The following is a 19,900-nucleotide window of genomic DNA, read 5'->3' as shown; positions in this document are numbered from 1 at the left end:
ATGAGCCAGCACCCCAGCTCCGAGGTCCCGGTCCAGCCCGCCGCGCAGCCGTCCATCGGCTCTCTCGCCGCGCACCGCCCGCATGCCGTCGCGTCGGCGAACGGCGGTATTTCCACCGCCGCCGACCTCGATCCGGATCTCGACGCCGACGCGGATGCGTACGAACCCGATGTCGACGGCGACGAGCTGCCCCATGGCCGGTTCCTGGACCGGGAGCGCAGTTGGCTCGCGTTCAACGAACGCGTACTGGAACTGGCCGAGGACCCTGCTACGCCCCTCCTCGAACGGGCGAATTTCCTCGCCATCTTCGCTTCCAACCTGGACGAGTTCTTCATGGTCCGGGTTGCGGGTCTCAAGCGCCGTATCGCCACCGGTGTCGCCACCCGTTCCGCCTCCGGTCTGCAGCCCCGCGAGGTCCTCGACCTGATCTGGACCCGGTCGCGCGAGCTCATGGCCCGGCACGCCGCCTGCTACCAGCAGGACATCGCGCCCGCACTTTCTGACGAGGGCATCCAGCTGATCCGCTGGCCGGAGCTGACCGAGAAGGAGCAGGCCCGCCTGTTCACCTTCTTCCGGCAGCGGGTCTTCCCCGTACTGACGCCGCTGGCCGTCGACCCGGCGCACCCGTTCCCGTACATCTCGGGCCTCTCGCTCAACCTCGCGGTCGTCGTACGCAACCCGGTCAGCGGCCACAGGCACTTCGCCCGCGTCAAGGTGCCGCCGCTGCTGACCCGGTTCCTGGAGGCGTCTCCGCAGCGGTACGTCCCCATCGAGGACATCATCGCCGCGCATCTGGAAGAGCTCTTCCCGGGCATGGAGGTCCTTGCCCACCACATGTTCCGGGTCACCCGAAACGAGGACCTGGAGGTCGAGGAGGACGACGCCGAGAACCTCCTCAAGGCCCTGGAGAAGGAGCTCATGCGGCGCCGTTTCGGCCCGCCGGTGCGCCTGGAGGTCGAGGAGTCCATCGACCCGTACGTCCTGGACCTGCTGGTCCGCGAGCTCAAGGTGTCCGACGCCGAGGTCTACCCGCTGCCCGGACCGCTCGACCTCACCGGGCTGTTCGGCATAGCGTCGCTGGACCGGCCGGAGCTGAAGTTCCCCAAGTTCATCGCGGGCACCCACCGCGACCTCGCCGAGGTCGAGTCCGCCTCCGCACCCGACATCTTCGCCGCGCTGCGCGAACGCGATGTGCTGCTGCACCACCCGTACGACTCGTTCTCCACCTCCGTCCAGGCGTTCCTGGAGCAGGCGGCGGGCGACCCGGACGTGCTCGCGATCAAGCAGACGCTGTACCGGACCTCGGGCGACTCGCCGATAGTCGACGCGCTGATCGACGCCGCCGAGTCCGGCAAGCAGGTCCTCGTACTCGTCGAGATCAAGGCCCGCTTCGACGAGCAGGCCAACATCAAGTGGGCGCGCAAGCTGGAGGAGGCCGGCTGCCATGTCGTCTACGGCCTCGTCGGGCTGAAGACCCACTGCAAGCTCTCGCTCGTGGTCCGCCAGGAGGGCGACACGCTGCGCCGCTACTCGCACGTCGGCACCGGCAACTACCACCCGAAGACGGCGCGGTTGTACGAGGACCTCGGCCTGCTGACCGCGGACCCGCAGGTCGGGGCGGACCTCTCCGACCTCTTCAACCGGCTCTCCGGCTACTCCCGCCGCGAGACGTACCGCCGGCTGCTCGTCGCCCCGAAGTCCCTGCGCGACGGGCTGATCTCCCGCATAAACAAGGAGATCGCGCACCAGCGGGCCGGGCGCCCCGCCTACGTACGCTTCAAGGTCAACTCGATGGTCGACGAGGCGATCATCGACGCCTGCTACCGGGCCGCCCAGGCGGGCGTGCCGGTGGACATCTGGGTACGCGGCATCTGCGCGATCCGCCCCGGCGTCCCCGGTCTCTCCGAGAACATCCGGGTCCGCTCGATACTGGGCCGCTTCCTCGAGCACTCCCGGGTCTTCTCGTTCGGCAACGGCGGCGAACCCGAAGTGTGGTTCGGGAGCGCCGACATGATGCACCGCAACCTCGACCGCCGGATCGAAGCACTGGTCCGCGTCACCGACCCCGCCCACCGCGTCGCGCTCAGCCGGCTCCTGGAGACAGGTATGGCCGACACCACCTCCTCCTGGCACCTCGGTCCCGACGGGAACTGGACCCGGCACGCCACGGACGCGGACGGCCAGCCGCTGCGGCACGTACAGGAAATGCTCATTGACGCCCGGAGGCGCCGGCGTGCGACGCCCTGACCACCAGACGACGACCCGGACGGACGTGTCCGCGGGCGCGGTCCTCGGCCCCTACCTGCAGGAACAGGCCGCGGACTTCCTGCGGAGCCTGCGGCTGCACCACGAGAACAGCGCACCCACGGACGCCGGGACACTCGCCGCCGAAGAGGCCGCCGGCGCCCTACGCCGGTCGGCCCGCCGCATCAGCGGCACCCTGCACACCTTCCGCTCGGCACTCGAACCGGGCTGGGCCGAACAGCTCCGTACGGAACTGGCCTGGCTCTCCGGCACCCTGGCCCGCGAGCACGCGTACGCGACCCGGCTCACCCGGCTCCTCGATGCGCTGCACGCCCTGTCGGGCACCGCGCTGCCCGCGGCCCGGACGAAGGCCACGGGCACCGCACCCCGCGATGCCGATGCCGCCCAGCACGAGTCCGCCCAGCAGGCCGTCGTCCACGCCAAGGAACGTGCCGCGCTGGACGTCGGCGCGGCGCGGGCCGGGGCGCTGCTGGAGCGGCAGCTGACCCTCGCCAGGACCCGCGCGCACTCGGCGGCGCTCCAGGCGCTCGGCTCGTCCCGGTTCCACGCGGTCGCCGACGCCGTCGCCCTGCTCGCCTCCGAGGTCCCGCTCTCCGCCGCGGCCGACGCCCCGGCCGTCGAGATGCTGCACGGGCCCGCCGACCGTGCCGAACAGCGGCTGCTCGGCGCGGTGGCCGCGCTCCCGTCGGACGACGCGGTCGAGCCGTACAACGAGGCGTACGACGCGCCCTGGCACCAGACCCGCCTTCTGCTGCGACTGCACCGGTACGCCCACGAGGTGGTACGCGGCGCCCCCGACCCTGTCCTGGCCGCGCCGGGGCACGCCCTCGACCTGCACCGGGACGCGGCGGAGGCGGCAGCGGCGGCGGCATCGGCGGCCCGCACACCCCGGATCGCGCCGGCCACGGCGTACGCCCTGGGGGTGCTCCACGCCGACCAGCGGCACGAGGTGGAGGCGGCCCGCGGGGTGTTCCGGGAGACCTGGCCGTACGCGGCGGCCGTGACCGCGCCATGACCGGCACCACCGTGCAGGCCGCGGGGTGCGTGCTGTGGCGCCGGGCGCCGCACTCCGGAGAGCTGGAGATCTGTCTGGTCCACCGGCCCCGCTACGACGACTGGTCGCACCCGAAGGGCAAGCTCAAGCGCGGCGAGCCGGCGAGGGACGCCGCCCTGCGCGAGGTCCTTGAGGAGACCGGGCACCACTGCATACCGGGTGCCCCGCTGCCCACCGTCCGGTACGTCGCGAACGGCCGTCCCAAGGAAGTCACGTACTGGGCGGCCGAGGCGACGGAGGGCGCGTTCGTCCCGGGAGACGAGGTCGACCGCATCCTCTGGCTCTCCCCGGAAGCGGCCCGCACCCGCCTCACCCAGCCCCGCGACCGCGCCTTGCTGGACGCGATGCTGACCGCCCTGCCGACGGCATAGGGCGTTTTCGAGCCAGTCCGGCGCACTTCGGCACCGCCCGGCGAATGCGAGCCCGCCCGGCGATCGACGGCACTTTTGAGCCACCCGGCGATTGACGGCAGAGGGGCCACCAACCCCCGGTAACCACACGCTCCGCGCACGCCCCACGACCGCTCGGCGAGTGCCGCACCGCACCGCCCGCCACGGTTCACCTTCCGTTCACTCTCCCCCGTAGGCCGCTTCACCTGTTCTGCCTAATTTCGGCAGTGCACGGTGCGCGGCGAAACGCCGCACCACCCACCACATCGCACGCCGTCGTAGAACGAACAAGACTTCGGCGGCTCCTGGAAGGAAAAACCCGAAAGTGAAGCTTCAGCGCAAGAACCGGCTTCGTGCCACCGCGCTCGGTGCCCTCGCCGTCTCCAGCGCCCTGGTCCTCACGGCGTGCGGTTCGGACAACAACAGCGGCGGCAGCAGCACCGGTGGCAGCGGCGAGAAGACGAGCGCCGCGTCGGACGTCAAGTGTGACGACGCCAAGGGTCAGCTGCTCGCCTCCGGCTCCAGCGCACAGAAGAACGCCATGGACCTCTGGGTCAAGAACTACATGGCCGGCTGCAAGGGCGTGGAGATCAACTACAAGGCGTCGTCCTCCGGTGAAGGCATCATCGCCTTCAACCAGGGCACCGTCGGCTTCGCCGGCTCCGACTCGGCGCTGAAGCCCGAAGAGGTCGCCGACTCGAAGAAGATCTGCAAGACCGGCCAGGGCATCAACCTCCCGATGGTCGGCGGCCCGATCGCGATCGGCTTCCACCTCGAGGGTGTCGACAGCCTGACGCTGGACGCCCCCACGCTTGCCAAGATCTTCGACGGCAAGATCAAGAAGTGGAACGACACCGCGATCGCCAAGCTCAACGACGGCGTGAAGCTTCCGAACAAGGCGATCCAGGCCTTCCACCGCTCCGAGGACTCCGGCACCACGCAGAACCTCGGCAAGTACCTCGCCGCCACCGCGCCGAGCGACTGGAAGTACGAGCCCGAGAAGAAGTGGCCGGCCCCCGGTGGCCAGGCCGCGTCCGGCTCCGCCGGTGTCGCCGCCCAGGTGAAGCAGGTCGACGGCTCGATCGGTTACTTCGAGCTCTCGTACGCCTCTTCGCAGTCCATCTCCACGGTCGACATCAACACCGGTGGCTCCGCCCCGGTCAAGGCCTCCTCGGAGAACGCCTCCAAGGCCATCGCCGCCGCCAAGATCGCGGGCACCGGCAAGGACCTGGCGCTCGACCTCGACTACACCACCAAGGCCGAGGGTGCCTACCCGATCGTCCTGGTGACGTACGAGGTCGTCTGCGACACGGGCAACAAGCCCGAGACGCTCTCCACGGTCAAGTCCTTCCTGAACTACACCGCCGGTGACGAGGGCCAGAAGCTCCTCACCGACGCCGGTTACGCGCCGATCCCGACCGAGATCAACGCCAAGGTCCGCGAGACCATCGGTTCCCTCTCGTAACCAGAAGCAACACCCGTAACACCAACTGAATCAGCTCCACAGGCAACACACGGCAGCCGGCCCGGTGCACCCCTCCGGGCCGGCCCGCCGCCCCACCCCATCCGGTGCACCGCCGCCAGGGGAGCGACACCGCTCCCCCACACAGACCGGAAAGACCATGGCTTCCACCACACCGATAGACACGCCACCGGCGCGCCCGGTGCAGCGCAAGCGCGCCAGGCCCAAGGCCCCCGGACGCGCAGGCGACAAAATCTTCCTGGGCCTCTCACGGGGTTCAGGCATTCTGCTGCTCGTGATCATGGCGTCGATCGCCGTGTTCCTGTCGTACCGCGCGACCCTCGCCGTCTCCAAGGACCAGGGCAACTTCTTCACCACGCTGGACTGGAACCCGGTCGGCGACAAGCCGGTCTTCGGTATCGCGGTCCTGCTCTTCGGCACGGTCGTCAGCTCGATCATCGCGATGGCCATCGCGGTTCCGATCGCTGTCGGTATCGCCCTCTTCATCTCGCACTACGCGCCGCGCAGGCTGGCCGCGCCCCTCGCGTACGTCGTCGACCTGCTCGCCGCAGTGCCGAGCATCGTGTACGGCATCTGGGGCGCCCTCTTCCTGGTCCCGTACCTGGAGGGCCTGAACCTCTGGCTCGACCAGTTCTTCGGCTGGACGTACGTGCTGGACAAGACCGAGGTCGGCGTCGCCCGCTCACTCTTCACCGTCGGCATCCTGCTCGCGATCATGATCCTGCCGATCGTGACGAGCGTCAGCCGCGAGGTCTTCCTCCAGGTCCCGAGGATGAACGAGGAAGCCGCCGTCGCCCTGGGCGCCACCCGCTGGGAAGTCATCCGCCTCTCGGTGCTGCCCTTCGGCCGCTCCGGCGTGATCTCTGCGTCGATGCTGGGGCTCGGCCGCGCGCTCGGCGAGACGATGGCCGTCGCCACGGTCCTGTCGCCGAGCTTCCTCATCTCGGCGCATGTGCTGAATCCCGGCGGTGGAACGTTCGCCCAGAACATCGCCGCGAAGTTCGACGAGGCCGACCAGTTCGGGCGTGACGCCCTGATCGCCTCCGGTCTCGTCCTCTTCATCCTCACCCTGCTGGTCAACGGCGCGGCCCGGCTCATCATCGCCCGCCGCAAGGAGTACTCGGGGGCCAACGCATGAGCCAGGCAGCCAACACCGGCATTCAGGAACGCCCCACCTCCACGGCGGCCGCTTCCAGGAACAGCCTCAGCAGCCGGGCGCTCCCCCGCTGGGCCCCGCTCGCCTTCGCGGCCGCAGCGGTCGTGCTCGGCGTCGGCATCGGCGCGGCGGCGGGCTGGCAGAGCCGCATCCAGTGGGGCCTGTTCTCCGCGGTGCTCTTCGTCGTCATCTCGTACGTCACGACGTCGGTCGTCGAGAACCAGCGCCAGGCCAAGGACCGCCTCGCCACCAGCACCGCCTGGGTGTGCTTCCTCCTCGCCGTCGTTCCGCTGGCCTCGCTGGTCTGGACGACGGTCAGCCGCGGCGCGAAGGTCCTGGACGGCTACTTCCTCACCCACTCCATGGCTGGCGTGCTCGGCACGGAGCCGGGCGGCGGTGTCTACCACGCACTGATCGGCACCCTGGAGCAGGTCGGCCTCGCCACCCTGATCTCCGCCCCGATCGGCCTGTTGACCGCCGTCTACCTGGTGGAGTACGGCAAGGGCGCGCTCGCCAAGGCCGTGACGTTCTTCGTCGACGTGATGACCGGTATCCCGTCCATCGTGGCCGGCCTCTTCATCCTGTCGATCATGCTGCTGACGCAGCTCCAGCCGTCCGGCCTGATGGGTTCGCTGGCGCTCACGATCCTGATGATCCCGGTCGTGGTCCGCTCCACCGAGGAGATGCTCAAGCTCGTCCCGAACGAGCTCCGTGAGGCATCGCTCGCCCTCGGCATCCCCAAGTGGCGCACCATCCTGAAGGTGGTCCTGCCCACCGCGATCGGCGGCATCACCACCGGTGTGATGCTCGCGATCGCCCGGATCGCCGGTGAAACCGCACCGATCATGCTGCTGGTCTTCGGCAGCCAGCTGATCAACCCGAACCCCTTCCAAGGCGCACAGTCGTCGCTCCCCTTCTATATCTGGGAGCAGTACAAGATCGGCAGCGAGGCGTCGTACGACCGCGCCTGGGCCGCTGCTCTGGTCCTGATCGCCTTCGTCATGATCCTCAATCTGGTGGCCCGCGGCATCGCCCGCTGGAAGGCCCCGAAGACCGGCCGCTGACGCGGCACGAAAGAAGCAGTGATTCAGATGGCCAAGCGCATCGACGTCAGCGGCCTGTCCGCCTATTACGGCTCCCACCTCGCCATCGAGGACATCTCGATGACCGTGGAGCCCCGCTCCGTGACCGCCTTCATCGGCCCGTCCGGCTGCGGCAAGTCCACTTTCCTGCGCACCCTGAACCGGATGCACGAGGTCACCCCCGGTGGCCGCGTCGAGGGCAAGGTGCTGCTTGACGACGAGAACCTGTACGGCTCCCACGTCGACCCGGTCACCGTGCGCCGCACGGTCGGCATGGTCTTCCAGCGCCCGAACCCGTTCCCGACGATGTCGATCTTCGACAATGTCGCGGCGGGCCTGAAGCTGAACGGCTCGTACAAGAAGAGCCAGTTGTCGGACGTCGTCGAGAAGTCCCTTCGCGGCGCCAACCTCTGGAACGAGGTCAAGGACCGCCTGAACAAGCCCGGCTCCGGCCTCTCCGGCGGCCAGCAGCAGCGCCTGTGCATCGCCCGCGCGATCGCGGTCGAGCCGGATGTGCTGCTGATGGACGAACCGTGCTCCGCACTGGACCCGATCTCCACCCTCGCCATCGAGGACCTGATCGGCGAGCTGAAGGAGCGCTTCACGATCGTCATCGTGACGCACAACATGCAGCAGGCGGCCCGGGTCTCGGACCGTACGGCGTTCTTCAACCTCGCGGCGGTCGGCAAGCCCGGCAAGCTCGTGGAGATCGACGAGACGGAACGGATCTTCTCCAACCCGTCGGTCCAGGCCACGGAGGACTACATCTCCGGCCGCTTTGGGTGATCAAGGACAGCCTTGGGGTGCTGCATGGCGGTGCCACCCACAAGGCAAAGGGTCCGCCCCCGCTCCTCACAAGGGAGCGGGGGCGGACCCAATTACAAGACCCGAACCACCCGACCGGCACATCGAGGCCGGCCGGCAATTCGTTCAAGCCGGGCCGACGGGCAGATCAAGCTCTTCGGCAGACCGACCAGGACCGATCGGAGACCGGTCGGAGGGGCACATCATGCCGTCCGGGGATCGAGGACAGAGCGGCCGCCGGACGACCCCGGCGCCTACCCGCCCTAGCCGAACATCAGCACAACGAGCCCATAACTGGCCGCGGCCACCAACGCCGCAGCCGGCATCGTGATGAACCACCCGAGGATGATGTTCTTCGCGACCCCCCACCGCACGGCGTTCACCCGCTTCGTCGCCCCCACACCCATGATCGCCGAGGTGATCACATGCGTCGTGGAGATCGGCGCGTGAAACAAGTAGGCCGAGCCGAACATGATCGACGCCCCGGTCGTTTCGGCGGCGAAACCCTGCGGCGGGTCCAACTCGATGATCTTCCGGCCGAGCGTCCGCATGATCCGCCAGCCACCCGCGTACGTACCCAGCGAGAGCATCAGCGCGCAGACGAGCTTCACCCAGACCGGGATCGGGTCGTTCGGACCCTCGACATCGGCGATGACCAGCGCCATCACCACGATGCCCATCGTCTTCTGCGCGTCCTGCAGACCGTGCCCGAGCGCCATCCCGGCAGCCGAGACCGTCTGCGCGATCCGGAAACCGCGCTTGGCCTTGTGCGGGTTGGAATTCCGGAACATCCACATGATCGCGACCATCACCAGATAGCCGACGATCAGACCGACGACGGGCGAGATGAACATCGGGATGACGACCTTGTCGAGCACCCCGTCCCAGTGCACCAACGTTCCGCCGGCCAGCGCCGCACCGACCATGCCGCCGAACAGGGCGTGCGAGGACGACGACGGCAGCCCGAAGTACCAGGTCACGAGGTTCCAGATGATCGCGCCGACGAGCGCGGCGAAGAGGATGCCCATCCCCTTCTGCCCCTCGGGCGTCGCGATCAGGCCCTCACTGACGGTCTTGGCGACCCCCTGGCCCAGGAAGGCACCGGCGAGGTTCATCACGGCGGCCATCGCCAGGGCCGCCCGCGGGGTCAGTGCCCGGGTGGAGACCGAGGTGGCGATGGCGTTCGCCGAGTCGTGGAAGCCGTTCGTATAGGTGAAGCCGAGCGCGACAGCAATGGTCACGACCAGCGCAAAGGTGTCCACGTGGTTCAGGACTCCTTGACCGCAATGGTCTCCACCGTGTTGGCGACGTGCTCGAACGCGTCGGCCGCCTCTTCCAGCACATCCACGATCTGCTTGAGCTTCAGCACCTCGATGGCGTCGTACTTGCCGTTGAAGAGATGGGCGAGCAGCTTCCGGTGGATCTGGTCGGCCTGGTTCTCCAGACGGTTGACCTCGATCCAGTACTCGGTGAGGTTGTCCATCGTCCGCAGACTCGGCATCGCCTCGGCGGTCAGCTCGGCCGCCCGCGCCAGCACCTCGATCTGCTGCTCGACACCCTTGGGGAGTTCTTCGACCTGGTACAGCACGACCAGGTCGACTGCCTCCTCCATGAAGTCCATGATGTCGTCGAGTGACGATGCGAGGTTGTAGATGTCCTCGCGGTCGAACGGCGTGATGAAAGAGGAGTTCAGCTGGTGGAAGATCGCGTGGGTGGCATCGTCCCCTGCGTGCTCCGCTGCCCGCATACGCTCCGCGATCTCGACTCGGGAGGCAGAGTCCGCCCCGAGCAGTTCCATCAGGAGTTTCGAGCCCGTGACGATGTTGTCCGCGGATGCGGAGAACATGTCGTAGAAGCTCGTCTCCCTGGGGGTCAGACGAAAGCGCACGTGGGGTCCTCGGGATGCTTTGGATTCGGTCAGGCTGATGCTAGGCGCATCATCCGGCCACGGCTAACCGGCGTTCTTCAGTGTCGCGCATCGGACACAGTGATCAGCACGGGCCCCCGGTCACGTTTCAGCTCAATTCGTTAGGATATACCCACCAGGGGTATATAAAACGGCAGGGTAAAGGGAAAACGGGAGGCAGCAATGAGCACCACCGAGGCCACAGAGGCCACGGGTCCTGCGGAAGCGACGGACCCTACATCGATCGTCACCGACCACGACCGCGGCATACATGGCTACCACCACCAGAAGGCCGAGCACGTCAAACGGCTGCGCCGGATCGAGGGCCAGATCCGCGGCCTGCAGCGGATGGTCGACGAGGACGTCTACTGCATCGACATACTGACCCAGGTCTCGGCGTCCACGAAGGCCCTCCAGTCGTTCGCGCTCCAGCTCCTGGAGGAGCATCTGCGGCACTGCGTCGCCGACGCGGCGGTCAAGGGCGGCGAGGAGATCGACGCGAAGGTCGAGGAAGCCACGAAGGCGATCGCCCGCCTCCTCCGTACCTGAGGTGACCCCACCTGACGTGGGCTTCCGTCACCCCTTCTGCACCGCTCTCCCGACCGGCCCCCTTCGTCCGTCATCCCCGGTGGTCGGTCTGCCGGGGGACGGTGGTGCGTTCGGCGGTGGCAGTCACCTTGACGTTGAGCACTTCGTCGATACGGTCCGCACTGAGCCGTTCCCCGATCGCCGCCGACGCCGCGATCATCAGCTCACCGCACAGCTCGATCTCGGCAAGGGCCACATGGTCGTGATCGGTCCGAGCGCTGAGCGTCACCACGTACGTCACCTCTCACTGCCGTCGCCGACTTCCTAGCGTAGGGAGCGAACCACGCGCCGCGCATGGCACGGACGGACCATTTCGGCCCCGCCGGATGCCTACGCGCCCCGACCGCGCCGCCGACCCCCGGTGCCACCGACCCCGCCCGCACCGCTACCGCTGCCCCTGTTGGATCTTCCCGGTGTAGATGTCCCGATCGTCCGGAAGCTGTACGGTGACCGGCGCCCCGAACCCGGACAGCAGCGTCGTCGACACCACCTGCACCGTCGGGCCGCCGCTGCCCCCGTTGGCGAAACTGAACCGGTGCCGTACCTTCCGCAGCCGCCCCGCCTCGTCCAGATACACGTCGAACGGCACCGCGTTCGTGCGGAACCCTCGCGCCGCCGCGGCCAGCGCATCGCGTGATCCCGGCGAGGCGGCCCGCGCCGCCCGCCCGATGTCCGCGGTCCCCCGGTAGTGCCGGACCGGCACCCCGGCCAGCTCGCTCCGCCCCACGTACGTCACCTCGCGCGCCCCGCGCAACAGTTCGGCGGCGGCCATCGGGTCGGTGGCCCCGCCGGTGACCAGGTTGCCGTCCTCCAGAGCCGTCGTATCGACCCTGACCCACTTGCTGTCGGGCACTCCGGCGCCACGGTTCTTCATGTACAGCGCGCCGGGGGTGAAGAGCTCGGTGATGGGACGGTGTTCCTCCTCGCCCGCGGCGTCCTTCGGCAGCACGAGCGTGAGCCGGCCCAGTTGCTTGCGGAAGTCGTACGTGCCGCGGCCGGTGATCGTCACCCGCGTCCCGCCGGCCGCGGTCTCCATCGACGTACGCACCTCGGCGCTTCCGGTAACGGCCCGCCCCCCTGGCTGGTTTCCGCCCCTCCCGTCGCCCCCGGCGAGCACCTCGGCCGCCCGACGGACGACATCGACGGAATCGGCCCCGCCCCGCTCGTCCGCGACGGCCCGGCCGCCGACGACACCGCCGCTTCCACCGCCGGCCGAGCATCCGGCGGTCGCCGCCATCACGCCCACCACGGCGAGGGCGCAGACAGCGCGCGCCCCGCCTCCGGACCTGTGCTGCTGCACCACCATCGCCTGCCAACCCCCAACGACGTAACTGCTTGCCCGAGCGCCCCGCCCGCTTCGCATAACGACCACCCGTGTCCCCCGTCACGCCGTGCCCGTCGGCCTCACCGCCAGGTGGCCGTCCCCAGTACCGTGGACGCGTGTATGACCAGCACACGGACGAGGCACCGCCGGCCGCTCCCGGCGCAGCGACCGCACACCCCGCGCACGAGCCGTTCACCATCGATCGCGGCTCGTTCTGCATAGCCCGCTGCAGCTGCGGCTGGACCGGTCCGGCCCGTCGCTCGCGCGACCGCGCCCGCACGGACGCCGAAGAGCACCGCTCCGCCCCTTGATCACCGATCACCCCTCTGATCGCCGATCGTTTCCCCGATCGCCGATCACCTCCCCGGTCGCCGATCACCCCGACCCGCGACGAGGCCATCACCCGGAGGTCCGATGAACCTGCCGAACCGGCGCACCCTGCTCACCGTGGGCGCGGCAACAGCCCTCGCCGGCGTCACTGCATGCAACAAGGTCAACTCCAGCTCCGGCTCCGACTCCGGCAGCAGCTCCACCACCACGACCCGCACCCCGTCGAAACCACCCGCCTCATCCGCCTCCGCCACTCCGAAGGGTCCGGCGAACTGGTCCGCGCTGGCCAAGAGCCTCGAAGGCACGCTCGTACGCCCTGGCGACGCCACCTATCCGACGGCCCGCCAGCTCTACAACACCCGGTTCGACAACCTGAAACCCGCGGCCGTCGCCTACGTACGGCACGAGGCGGACATCCGCGAGTGCCTGGCCTTCGCCCGCCGCAGTGCCACACCCGTCTCCATCCGCAGCGGCGGCCACTCCTACGCGGGCTGGTCGAGTGGCAACGGTCGCCTGGTCATTGACGTCTCGTCACTCTCCCGCGTCGACCGGGACGGCACCATCGGCGCGGGCGCCAAGCTCGTCGACGTCTACTGGGGTCTCTCCCGGCACGGCCTGACGATCCCCGGCGGCTCCTGCCCGACGGTCGGCATCTCCGGCCTGACCCTCGGCGGCGGCCACGGTGTCGCGTCCCGCGCATACGGCCTGACCTGCGACAGCCTCACTGCGGCCACCCTCGTCACGGCCGACGGCAAGACCGTGACCGCCGATGCCAAGCACCATCCGGACCTCTTCTGGGCGCTGCGCGGCGCGGGCAACGGCAATTTCGGTGTGGTCACCGAGCTGAAGTTCCGCACCCGCCCGGCCCCGCAGACCGTGATGGCGTACATGTCGTGGCCCTGGTCACGCGCCCAGTCCGTGATCACGGCATGGCAGGCATGGGGCCCGGACCAGCCGGACGAGATCTGGTCATCCGCGCATCTGGCGGCCGGTCCGGGCGGCGGCAGACCGACGGTGTCGATCGCCGCCTTCAGCCTCGGCACCTACGGCGACCTGCAGAATGCCGTCGACCGCCTCGCCGACCGGATCGGCGCATCGGCCACCTCGGTCTCGCTGCGCCGCCGCAGCTACCAGGACTCGATGCTCGTGTACGCGGGCTGCTCGACCATCACCGAGGCCCAGTGCCATCTGCCGGGCAGGACACCCGGCCGCACCCCGCAGGGCACACTCCAGCGCGAGACGTACGCCGCCGCGTCCGACTTCTTCGACCACTCCCTGCCCCCGGCGGGCGTTCGCGCCCTGCTCCACCGGGCCGAGGCGTTCACCCGGATCGGCGTGCACCCGAGCGGCGGCGGCGGATCGATCGCGCTGACGGCGCTGGGCGGGGCGATCAACCGGGTCGCCCCGGGCTCGACGGCCTTTGTCCACCGGCGCTCTCGGATGCTCGCCCAGTACATCGGCTCCTGGCGCCCCGGCACGGCGGGCACCGCCCAACAGAACTGGCTGAAAGGGACCCACGCGGCGCTGCACCCCTACGCGTCCGGGGCGGCGTACCAGAACTACACCGACCCGAAGCTGAACGACTGGCGGCAGGCGTACTACGGCACGGCGGCCGGCCGTCTGACCCGCCTGAAGAGGCAGTACGACCCCGGGCGGCTGTTCACGTTCCCGCAGGCGCTGTGACGTGGGGCGGCGGGCCGCGGAACGAACCGCGGCCCGCCGTCGGACGTCTGCATCCACCGCCTACGCGGCCAGATCCTTCTCGCCGCCGCCGCCCGATCCCGGGCGCGGCTGGGGGATCCCGAGCGCCCCGCCCCGGCCCTCGGGGATGGTCGGCACCGGCCGGCGCGACCGCACCAGCCGACCCACCCGTTCCGACCGGGAGACGGCCGTCACCACCGGAGTCAGCAGCGCCATCGCGAGCGGCGCGAGCAGCAACGCGGTGGCCGTGCCGAGCGCGAATCCGCCGATGACGTCGGTGGGGTAGTGGACTCCCATGTAGATCCGGCAGAACCCTTCCAGCAGCGCGAGGGCGATCGCCGCGAAGCCGAACCTGCGGTTGGCCACGAACAGCCCGACGGCCAGAGCCATCGCCATGGTCGCGTGATCGCTCACAAAGGAGAAGTCGTCCTTCCCCGACACGAGGACGTCCAGCCCCTGGTGGTCGCGGAACGGACGCGGCCGCTCGACGAAGCCCCGGATCGGAATGTTGACGAGCAGTGCGATACCGGCGGCGAGCGGCGCCCAGACGATCCCGGTGACAGCCGTCACCGAGTCCTCGGCCGTGCCGCGCCGGCGAACGCTCCACCAGCACCACAGGACCACCAGGACCATGCCGAGCATGATCCCGTACTCGCCGACGAACTCCATGACCCGGTCGAACCAGGTCGGAGCGGACTTCGCGAGCCCATTGATGTCGTAGAGCAGGCTGACGTCGGGGTTCGACCCATCCAGTGCGAGTCCAGCCATCTGCTGCGGCCCCTTGCCTTGTCTCTGCCGCGGTGCACGCCCGTGTGCACCGCTTATGACGAACCCCCGTGTTCGGTTCGACCACTGCGTCGATCGCTACTTCGATCCCTGCAGCGATCGCTACTGCGTGATGCGTGTGACTGTGCCGGTCAGTGCCACATGGTCAGTGCGCATGCTGTCCCAGTCCAGGGAACGACACGCTCCGGGCGTACGTTCCACTCTCCACCGAATGATCACCATGACGTTATCGAAGAGTGACTCATCGTCGCAGCTCAGGGCCCAGGCTTCACAGAGAGTTCCGGCCACGTCCGACCCTGCGTCATACCGTCGGAAGCGCCGTCGGAAGCGCCGCGGCCCCGTCCTTCGTGACGCGTGTCGCACCGAAGTAGTCGGGCGTGTCGATCTTGTCGAACCGGATCACGGCCCCGGTGTACGGCGCATTGATCATGTATCCGCCGCCGACGTACAGCCCCACATGGTGAATGGCCCGGGAGTTGGTCAGGTCGTCCGAGAAGAACACCAGATCACCGGGGAGCAGCTCGTCCCGTGACGGGTGCGGGCCTGCGTTGTACTGATCGTTCGCCACGCGCGGCAGCTCGATGTCGACGGTCCGGTACGCGGCCTGCGTCAGCCCGGAACAGTCGAACCGCCCGCCCTGCTCGGCCGTGCCGTTCCCGCCCCACAGGTACTTCGTACCGAGCTTCTTCTGCGCGAAGTAGATCGCCCCGGCCGCCTGCCGCGACGGCTCGACCCGCCCGACCGGCCGGGCGAAGCTCTTCTCCAGGGACCGGATGATTTTGACGTAGTTCTGTGTCTCGGAGATCTGCGGTACGCCGCCCGCCCTGATCACCCGGTACGCACCGGCGTTGTACGCGGCGAGCATGTTGTCGGTCTGATCCCCCGGCACCTTCTTCACGTACCCGGCGAGTTCGCAGTCGTAGCTGGCGGCGGACGGGATCGCGTCGGCCGGATCCCATACGTCCCGGTCCCCGTCGTTGTCCCCGTCGATCCCGTGACCGGCCCAGGTCCCGGGGATGAACTGCGCGATTCCCTGCGCCTCGGCCGGGCTCTGGGCCCTCGGGTTCCACCCGCTCTCCTGGTAGAGCTGGGCGGCCAGCAGAGCAGGGTTGATGGCGGGGCAGAGGTTGCCCCACTTCTGGACGAGCGGCTGGAACTTCGCCGGCACCGCCCCCTTGGCCAGGCCGACGGCCCCGTTGCTGCCGGCGCCGCCGAGGCCGGCGGCAGCGGAGTACGTACCGACGACGAGCAGCGCCATGAAGCACATGGCCAACCCGATGCCGATCCCACCGGCCACCCAGAATTTCCGCACCCCACAACCATCCCCCATCGGGGCAGGGTTCAAGGGCAGTTTCGCGGGTGTGTGCGAGTTGTCCGGATCACCACGGTCAGGGATGCCGTCGGTGACCCTGACCAGCCATCAGGACGCCCCTGCGGACCAGTAGTCGGAGCGGACGTTGGGGCGGGGCAGTGGGTAGACACCTTCGTACGACGGGCCGTTCGGCTCGGAGGCGGAATCGGCGACCTTCGACTCCTTCACGCAAGGGCTGTCCGCCTCGAAGAACGCCTGCCCCTTTCCGCGGAAACTCAGACTGATGCCGAACCCGGCCTTCGTCTGCGCGTAGACCGCCGGGAACTCCTTGTCGTTGTTGATCCCCTTGATCCGGTAGTCGTTCTTCCGCCAGAACTTCTCCACCGTGTCGAGGAATTCCTCGCGCCGCCCGGCCGACACGATGGTCATCACGGTGCGCCTGCGGGTCACGTCGCAGCTTCCCGTCGTCGTCGGGCCGTGCGCCCACTGCACCTCGGGCTCGATGGCCTTCAGCACGGCATCGAGCATGTCGTCGGACCGCTCGGCCGCTCCCTGCATGTCCATGGCGCCCTTCTTCCCTCCCGCTCCGCTCGTCTGCAGGGGATCGTTCCCACAGCCGGACAGCGAGAAGCCGAGAGCCAGGGCCACCGCAACGATCTGGAACATTCGCTTCATCGCTGTTCCTCCATCTTGAGCCGGTTGGAGTGGCCCGACACGATCAGAGCGATGCTGTCCGCCGACATGGCGTCCCGCACCGGATCAAAGTACTGGGAGTGCGCCTCCACGCTCAGGCCGTAGCCGCTGATCACCGGTGGTCCATCGGCCACGGGGAAACGCCTGGCCCCGAATGCCTTGCTCGCCGGGTCCTTGCCGAACCACAGATCGTCGTCCCCCGGGTCCGCCAGATCCCCGGCGAGGTACGCCCCGGCGGGCCCCGCCAGCACCAACCCCGCGGCGCCCACGGCCGACTGCAGCTTGGACGGAAGCTTGGTCACCGGGTCGTTCGCCGCGGCCCCGACGAAAACATGGCCGGCGCCCACCCCGAGGTCCACGGCATGGTCCACACCCACACCGGGACTGCCGACCAGGATGATGTCGTCGACGCCCGGAATCCCACCGGGCCGCTGCGTCGCCGCGCCCACGGTCCGCGAGCCGTAGGAATGGCCGATGGCCGTCAGATGGGGATCCTTGTTCTGATTGGTGACTGCGATGCCGCCCATGAAGTCGCTGTAGGCGGCCCCGCCCTTCACCGCCCGGCCGTCGCCCATCACCGCCAGGCTCCCCAGCCCGTCCGGGGTCTGCGGCGCGTCGTATCCGAGCCAGACGATCGCCGCACTCGACCGGTCGTACCCCTGGGCACCGATCGCCGTGTCCCGGGCCCGCTTGAGGTCGTTCTTCGCGAACTCCTCGTCCAGGGAGGTATTCAGCCCCGGCACATACGCCGACACGTTCTTCGACGTGTCCGGATGCCCGTACGAGACGATCGCCCGCCCGTTGCCCTCGTCCCCGATACCGAGCAGGAACATCGGCGGCTGCTTCCCGTTCTCCTTCAACTGCCGGTCGATCTCCCGCAACCCCGCCAGCTGATCCTTCGACTTCGTGTCGTCCTGACCCGCCAACTTGCCTATCAGGTCACGCAGGTTGCCGCGGTTCGCCGCGTCCCGTGTCGCCGCCGGGATCCCGTCCAGATTGCCTATCCGGTCCGGGGAGACCGCGAGGTACCGATCGCGCTGATCCTGCGTCAGTCCGTCCCACCACGCCTTGCGCCCGGCCGGCGTGGCATCGAGCGGGATGCGGGCGTTGAGGTAGTCGCGCTCGGCCTGCTGCACCACCGCCCCGACACGGGAACCGGAGCCGGGCAGCCCCACCCCCACGCGACCGGCGCCGGTCGAAGCCCTGATCAGGTCCCCGGCCGCACCGGCACGGTCGCCCTGGGACCACTTGTCCTTCGCGCTCTGCGCGTACCGGACCACCTGGTCGCCCAGGTTCCTGCCGCTTGTGACGGGGTGACGAACGGTATCGGCAGCGCCGGTGACATCACCCCACAGGCCGTCACCGACGAGCCCCGTGAAGAACCCACCACCCGCGGCGGTCCGCTCGGTCCCGTTCGACCGACCACTGTCCTTGCCGGCCTGGGTGGCTAAGTCGCCGCTGCCGGGACCACCGCCCGTCCCCCCGGCGCCTCCTGAGGCGGAGCTGCCGCCGGAGTCCGTACCCCCGGAAGCAGTCGACCCCCCGGAGTCGGTACCACCGGACGAGACCGATCCACCTGAGTCCGACCCGCCCGAATCCGACCCACCGGATACTGCGGAACCGCCCGAGTCCACATCGCCGGAGCCCGTTCCACCACCGCTCGATGTCCCACCGCCGGCACCGGCACCATGGCCGGCCACCACGTCCCCGCCCGATGCCGGGCAGGCGCTCCCGGTCAGGTGGCAGATCGCACTCCGGATCTCGCCGGTCAGCTGGCCACCGACCTCCGTCGCCATGAGTGCGCCGACCAGAGCGACGACCACCAGGACCGTTCCCAGATACTCCATCGCGCTCTGGCCGCGGTCCCGGCGGGACGTGATCAACCGCAAGAGGATGAAGGGCTTCTCCGGGCCACGCTGTTCGACACCGAGTTCGAACCACGCGCGTAGACTTCGATGAAAAAGAAGAACGGCGACGACGATCGGCATCACCAGTTGAGGCACACCTTGGCCGTCGCCGTCTCCGCTCAGCGACGCCAGCGCGCCAATGACAAGCCAGACATGCACGGCAAGCAGGCCACGCCAGATCCAGACTCCACCGGTCCGCACATACAGCGACAGTACGAACGCGGCGGTGCCCGGCACCGCCGCGTACAGCAGCATCCCCAGCAACCGGCCGTCCACCGCATCGACCGAGGACGCCACCGTCAGCACGTCGATCGTGCCCACCACGGTGACCACGAAGAGCACGCGGACAAGGATCAGCACCGCTTGCAGAACACTCGGCGGCGGCCGCCTGCCCGGACGGGCGATCACAGCACCCGCACCAACACCACCCGGAACCGCTAACCCTTGAATTCCAGACACGGCAATTCCCCTACCTTGTGAGTGGGCGCAGTGATCAGCGGCGGTCCGCCACTGCACGTATGCGACCACACAGGCACCGGACGGGGCATGGGCCCCAGGACCCAAAATGAGTCTCAAATTCCGCAACGTCAGGACGCGCCGGCCGACCAGAAGTCGGAGTGGACGTTGGGACGAGGGAGGGGATAAACGTCCTCGTAGGCGGGACCGTTGGGCGGGGTGGTGGACTCGGCCACCTCCGACTCCTTGACGCAGGGGCTGTCAACTTCGAAGAAGGCTTGGCCTTTGCCGCCGATGCTGAGGGTGACGCCGAAGCCATCTTTCGTCTGGGCAAAGATCGCTGGGACGTCGACATCATTGTTGATCGCCTTGATCCGATAGCCGCTCTTACGCCAGAAGCGATCTACAACTCCCAAGAAGCTGCCTCGGCGCTCAGCCGACACGATGGTCATTACGGTGCGCCTTCGAGTCACATCACAGTTGCCCGTAGTGGTCGGGCCATGCGCCCACTGAACCTCCGGTTCAATCTCTTTCAATACAGCATCAAGAATGCCATCGGCGTGGTCAGCTGCTTCTTGCATGTTCATATCTGTCCTCTTCCCATCGCTCACACAGCCGGAGAGCGACGCACACAGCAGTAGCGCCATCACGATAATCAGGGAAC

General features: G+C 68.6%; 19 protein-coding genes. 10 read left to right on the top strand and 9 right to left on the bottom strand.

The genetic code is table 11. From position 1 onward, the window contains the following. From OHA03_RS15240 to pstB, 7 genes are all read left to right on the top strand, one after another. Complete coding sequence (locus OHA03_RS15240) at nt 1-2,247, top strand: RNA degradosome polyphosphate kinase (protein ID WP_267004395.1); 2,247 nt, start codon at nt 1-3, stop codon at nt 2,245-2,247. Then, on the top strand, nt 2,234-3,280 hold the full coding sequence (locus OHA03_RS15235; protein WP_267004394.1) for a CHAD domain-containing protein: 1,047 nt from the start codon (nt 2,234-2,236) through the stop codon (nt 3,278-3,280). The genes OHA03_RS15240 and OHA03_RS15235 overlap by 14 nt, the downstream gene beginning before the upstream one ends. Next, nucleotides 3,277-3,690: an NUDIX hydrolase gene (locus OHA03_RS15230; protein ID WP_267004393.1), complete on the top strand. Its 414-nt coding sequence runs from the start codon at nt 3,277-3,279 to the stop codon at nt 3,688-3,690. Before OHA03_RS15235 ends, OHA03_RS15230 begins: the two co-directional genes overlap by 4 nt. A 343-nt stretch (nt 3,691-4,033) precedes the next feature. Next, nucleotides 4,034-5,173 (top strand): phosphate ABC transporter substrate-binding protein PstS, encoded by a 1,140-nt coding sequence (gene pstS, locus OHA03_RS15225; protein ID WP_267004392.1) that lies wholly within the window; start codon nt 4,034-4,036, stop codon nt 5,171-5,173. A 157-nt stretch (nt 5,174-5,330) separates the two neighbouring features. Beyond that, nucleotides 5,331-6,329: a phosphate ABC transporter permease subunit PstC gene (gene pstC, locus OHA03_RS15220; RefSeq protein ID WP_267004391.1), complete on the top strand. Its 999-nt coding sequence runs from the start codon at nt 5,331-5,333 to the stop codon at nt 6,327-6,329. After that, on the top strand, nt 6,326-7,411 hold the full coding sequence (gene pstA / locus OHA03_RS15215) for a phosphate ABC transporter permease PstA (RefSeq protein ID WP_267004390.1): 1,086 nt from the start codon (nt 6,326-6,328) through the stop codon (nt 7,409-7,411). The genes pstC and pstA overlap by 4 nt, the downstream gene beginning before the upstream one ends. Before the next feature lie 27 nt (nt 7,412-7,438). After that, nucleotides 7,439-8,215 (top strand): phosphate ABC transporter ATP-binding protein PstB, encoded by a 777-nt coding sequence (pstB, locus tag OHA03_RS15210; RefSeq protein ID WP_267004389.1) that lies wholly within the window; start codon nt 7,439-7,441, stop codon nt 8,213-8,215. 281 nt (nt 8,216-8,496) lie between these two features. Here the strand turns inward: pstB and OHA03_RS15205 are convergent, their stop codons facing one another. Both OHA03_RS15205 and OHA03_RS15200 read right to left on the bottom strand, forming a co-directional pair. Then, nucleotides 8,497-9,495, bottom strand: a complete 999-nt coding sequence (locus tag OHA03_RS15205) for an inorganic phosphate transporter (protein ID WP_267004388.1) — start codon at nt 9,493-9,495, stop codon at nt 8,497-8,499. A 5-nt stretch (nt 9,496-9,500) separates the two neighbouring features. Beyond that, nucleotides 9,501-10,121: a DUF47 domain-containing protein gene (locus OHA03_RS15200; RefSeq protein WP_030924980.1), complete on the bottom strand. Its 621-nt coding sequence runs from the start codon at nt 10,119-10,121 to the stop codon at nt 9,501-9,503. Nucleotides 10,122-10,322: 201 nt separating this feature from the next. On the opposite strand from OHA03_RS15200, the gene OHA03_RS15195 reads away from it, so the two are divergent. Beyond that, entirely contained in the window at nt 10,323-10,688 is a 366-nt protein-coding gene (locus OHA03_RS15195; RefSeq protein WP_267004387.1) for a metal-sensitive transcriptional regulator, read from the top strand. Nucleotides 10,689-10,758: 70 nt separating this feature from the next. Here OHA03_RS15195 and OHA03_RS15190 read toward each other — a convergent pair whose 3' ends face one another. Together OHA03_RS15190 and OHA03_RS15185 are read right to left on the bottom strand one after the other, a co-directional pair. After that, complete coding sequence (locus OHA03_RS15190; RefSeq protein WP_267004386.1) at nt 10,759-10,959, bottom strand: hypothetical protein; 201 nt, start codon at nt 10,957-10,959, stop codon at nt 10,759-10,761. A 153-nt stretch (nt 10,960-11,112) separates the two neighbouring features. After that, nucleotides 11,113-12,033, bottom strand: a complete 921-nt coding sequence (locus OHA03_RS15185) for a hypothetical protein (RefSeq protein ID WP_267004385.1) — start codon at nt 12,031-12,033, stop codon at nt 11,113-11,115. A gap of 134 nt (nt 12,034-12,167) precedes the next feature. Here OHA03_RS15185 and OHA03_RS15180 point away from each other — a divergent pair, with 134 nt between their 5' ends. Together OHA03_RS15180 and OHA03_RS15175 are read left to right on the top strand one after the other, a co-directional pair. Then, nucleotides 12,168-12,362, top strand: a complete 195-nt coding sequence (locus tag OHA03_RS15180) for a hypothetical protein (RefSeq protein WP_267004384.1) — start codon at nt 12,168-12,170, stop codon at nt 12,360-12,362. Between the two features lie 103 nt (nt 12,363-12,465). Beyond that, nucleotides 12,466-14,064: an FAD-binding oxidoreductase gene (locus tag OHA03_RS15175; RefSeq protein ID WP_267004383.1), complete on the top strand. Its 1,599-nt coding sequence runs from the start codon at nt 12,466-12,468 to the stop codon at nt 14,062-14,064. Between the two features lie 60 nt (nt 14,065-14,124). Here OHA03_RS15175 and OHA03_RS15170 read toward each other — a convergent pair whose 3' ends face one another. From OHA03_RS15170 to OHA03_RS15150, 5 genes are all read right to left on the bottom strand, one after another. Continuing rightward, a complete protein-coding gene (locus OHA03_RS15170; RefSeq protein WP_267004382.1) occupies nt 14,125-14,850 on the bottom strand; it encodes a phosphatase PAP2 family protein in 726 nt (241 codons plus the stop codon). A 319-nt stretch (nt 14,851-15,169) separates the two neighbouring features. Then, entirely contained in the window at nt 15,170-16,180 is a 1,011-nt protein-coding gene (locus OHA03_RS15165) for a bifunctional lytic transglycosylase/C40 family peptidase (protein WP_323181214.1), read from the bottom strand. 108 nt (nt 16,181-16,288) lie between these two features. Further along, nucleotides 16,289-16,855: a hypothetical protein gene (locus tag OHA03_RS15160; protein WP_267004380.1), complete on the bottom strand. Its 567-nt coding sequence runs from the start codon at nt 16,853-16,855 to the stop codon at nt 16,289-16,291. Beyond that, complete coding sequence (locus tag OHA03_RS15155) at nt 16,852-19,140, bottom strand: alpha/beta hydrolase (protein ID WP_267004379.1); 2,289 nt, start codon at nt 19,138-19,140, stop codon at nt 16,852-16,854. Before OHA03_RS15155 ends, OHA03_RS15160 begins: the two co-directional genes overlap by 4 nt. Before the next feature lie 227 nt (nt 19,141-19,367). Next, nucleotides 19,368-19,883 carry a hypothetical protein gene (locus OHA03_RS15150; RefSeq protein ID WP_267008057.1) on the bottom strand — a complete coding sequence of 172 codons (516 nt, stop codon included), beginning with the start codon at nt 19,881-19,883 and terminating at the stop codon, nt 19,368-19,370. Nucleotides 19,884-19,900 lie beyond the last annotated feature (17 nt).

It is taken from the genome of Streptomyces sp. NBC_00154, assembly GCF_026342835.1.
Lineage (GTDB): Bacteria > Actinomycetota > Actinomycetes > Streptomycetales > Streptomycetaceae > Streptomyces.
Note: the sequence above shows the minus strand (reverse complement) of the source record. Positions and strands in the feature narration are given on the sequence as shown.

Excerpts from the sequence above, each read along its gene's own strand:
- OHA03_RS15240 (WP_267004395.1), top strand. The coding sequence starts at position 1 with ATGAGCCAGCACCCCAGCTCCGAGGTCCCGGTCCAGCCCGCCGCGCAG.
- OHA03_RS15230 (WP_267004393.1), top strand. The coding sequence starts at position 3,277 with ATGACCGGCACCACCGTGCAGGCCGCGGGGTGCGTGCTGTGGCGCCGG.
- pstC (WP_267004391.1), top strand. The coding sequence starts at position 5,331 with ATGGCTTCCACCACACCGATAGACACGCCACCGGCGCGCCCGGTGCAG.
- pstA (WP_267004390.1), top strand. The coding sequence starts at position 6,326 with ATGAGCCAGGCAGCCAACACCGGCATTCAGGAACGCCCCACCTCCACG.
- pstB (WP_267004389.1), top strand. The coding sequence starts at position 7,439 with ATGGCCAAGCGCATCGACGTCAGCGGCCTGTCCGCCTATTACGGCTCC.
- OHA03_RS15195 (WP_267004387.1), top strand. The coding sequence starts at position 10,323 with ATGAGCACCACCGAGGCCACAGAGGCCACGGGTCCTGCGGAAGCGACG.
- OHA03_RS15185 (WP_267004385.1), bottom strand. The coding sequence starts at position 12,033 with ATGGTGGTGCAGCAGCACAGGTCCGGAGGCGGGGCGCGCGCTGTCTGC.
- OHA03_RS15175 (WP_267004383.1), top strand. The coding sequence starts at position 12,466 with ATGAACCTGCCGAACCGGCGCACCCTGCTCACCGTGGGCGCGGCAACA.
- OHA03_RS15170 (WP_267004382.1), bottom strand. The coding sequence starts at position 14,850 with ATGGCTGGACTCGCACTGGATGGGTCGAACCCCGACGTCAGCCTGCTC.
- OHA03_RS15160 (WP_267004380.1), bottom strand. The coding sequence starts at position 16,855 with ATGAAGCGAATGTTCCAGATCGTTGCGGTGGCCCTGGCTCTCGGCTTC.
- OHA03_RS15150 (WP_267008057.1), bottom strand. The coding sequence starts at position 19,883 with ATGGCGCTACTGCTGTGTGCGTCGCTCTCCGGCTGTGTGAGCGATGGG.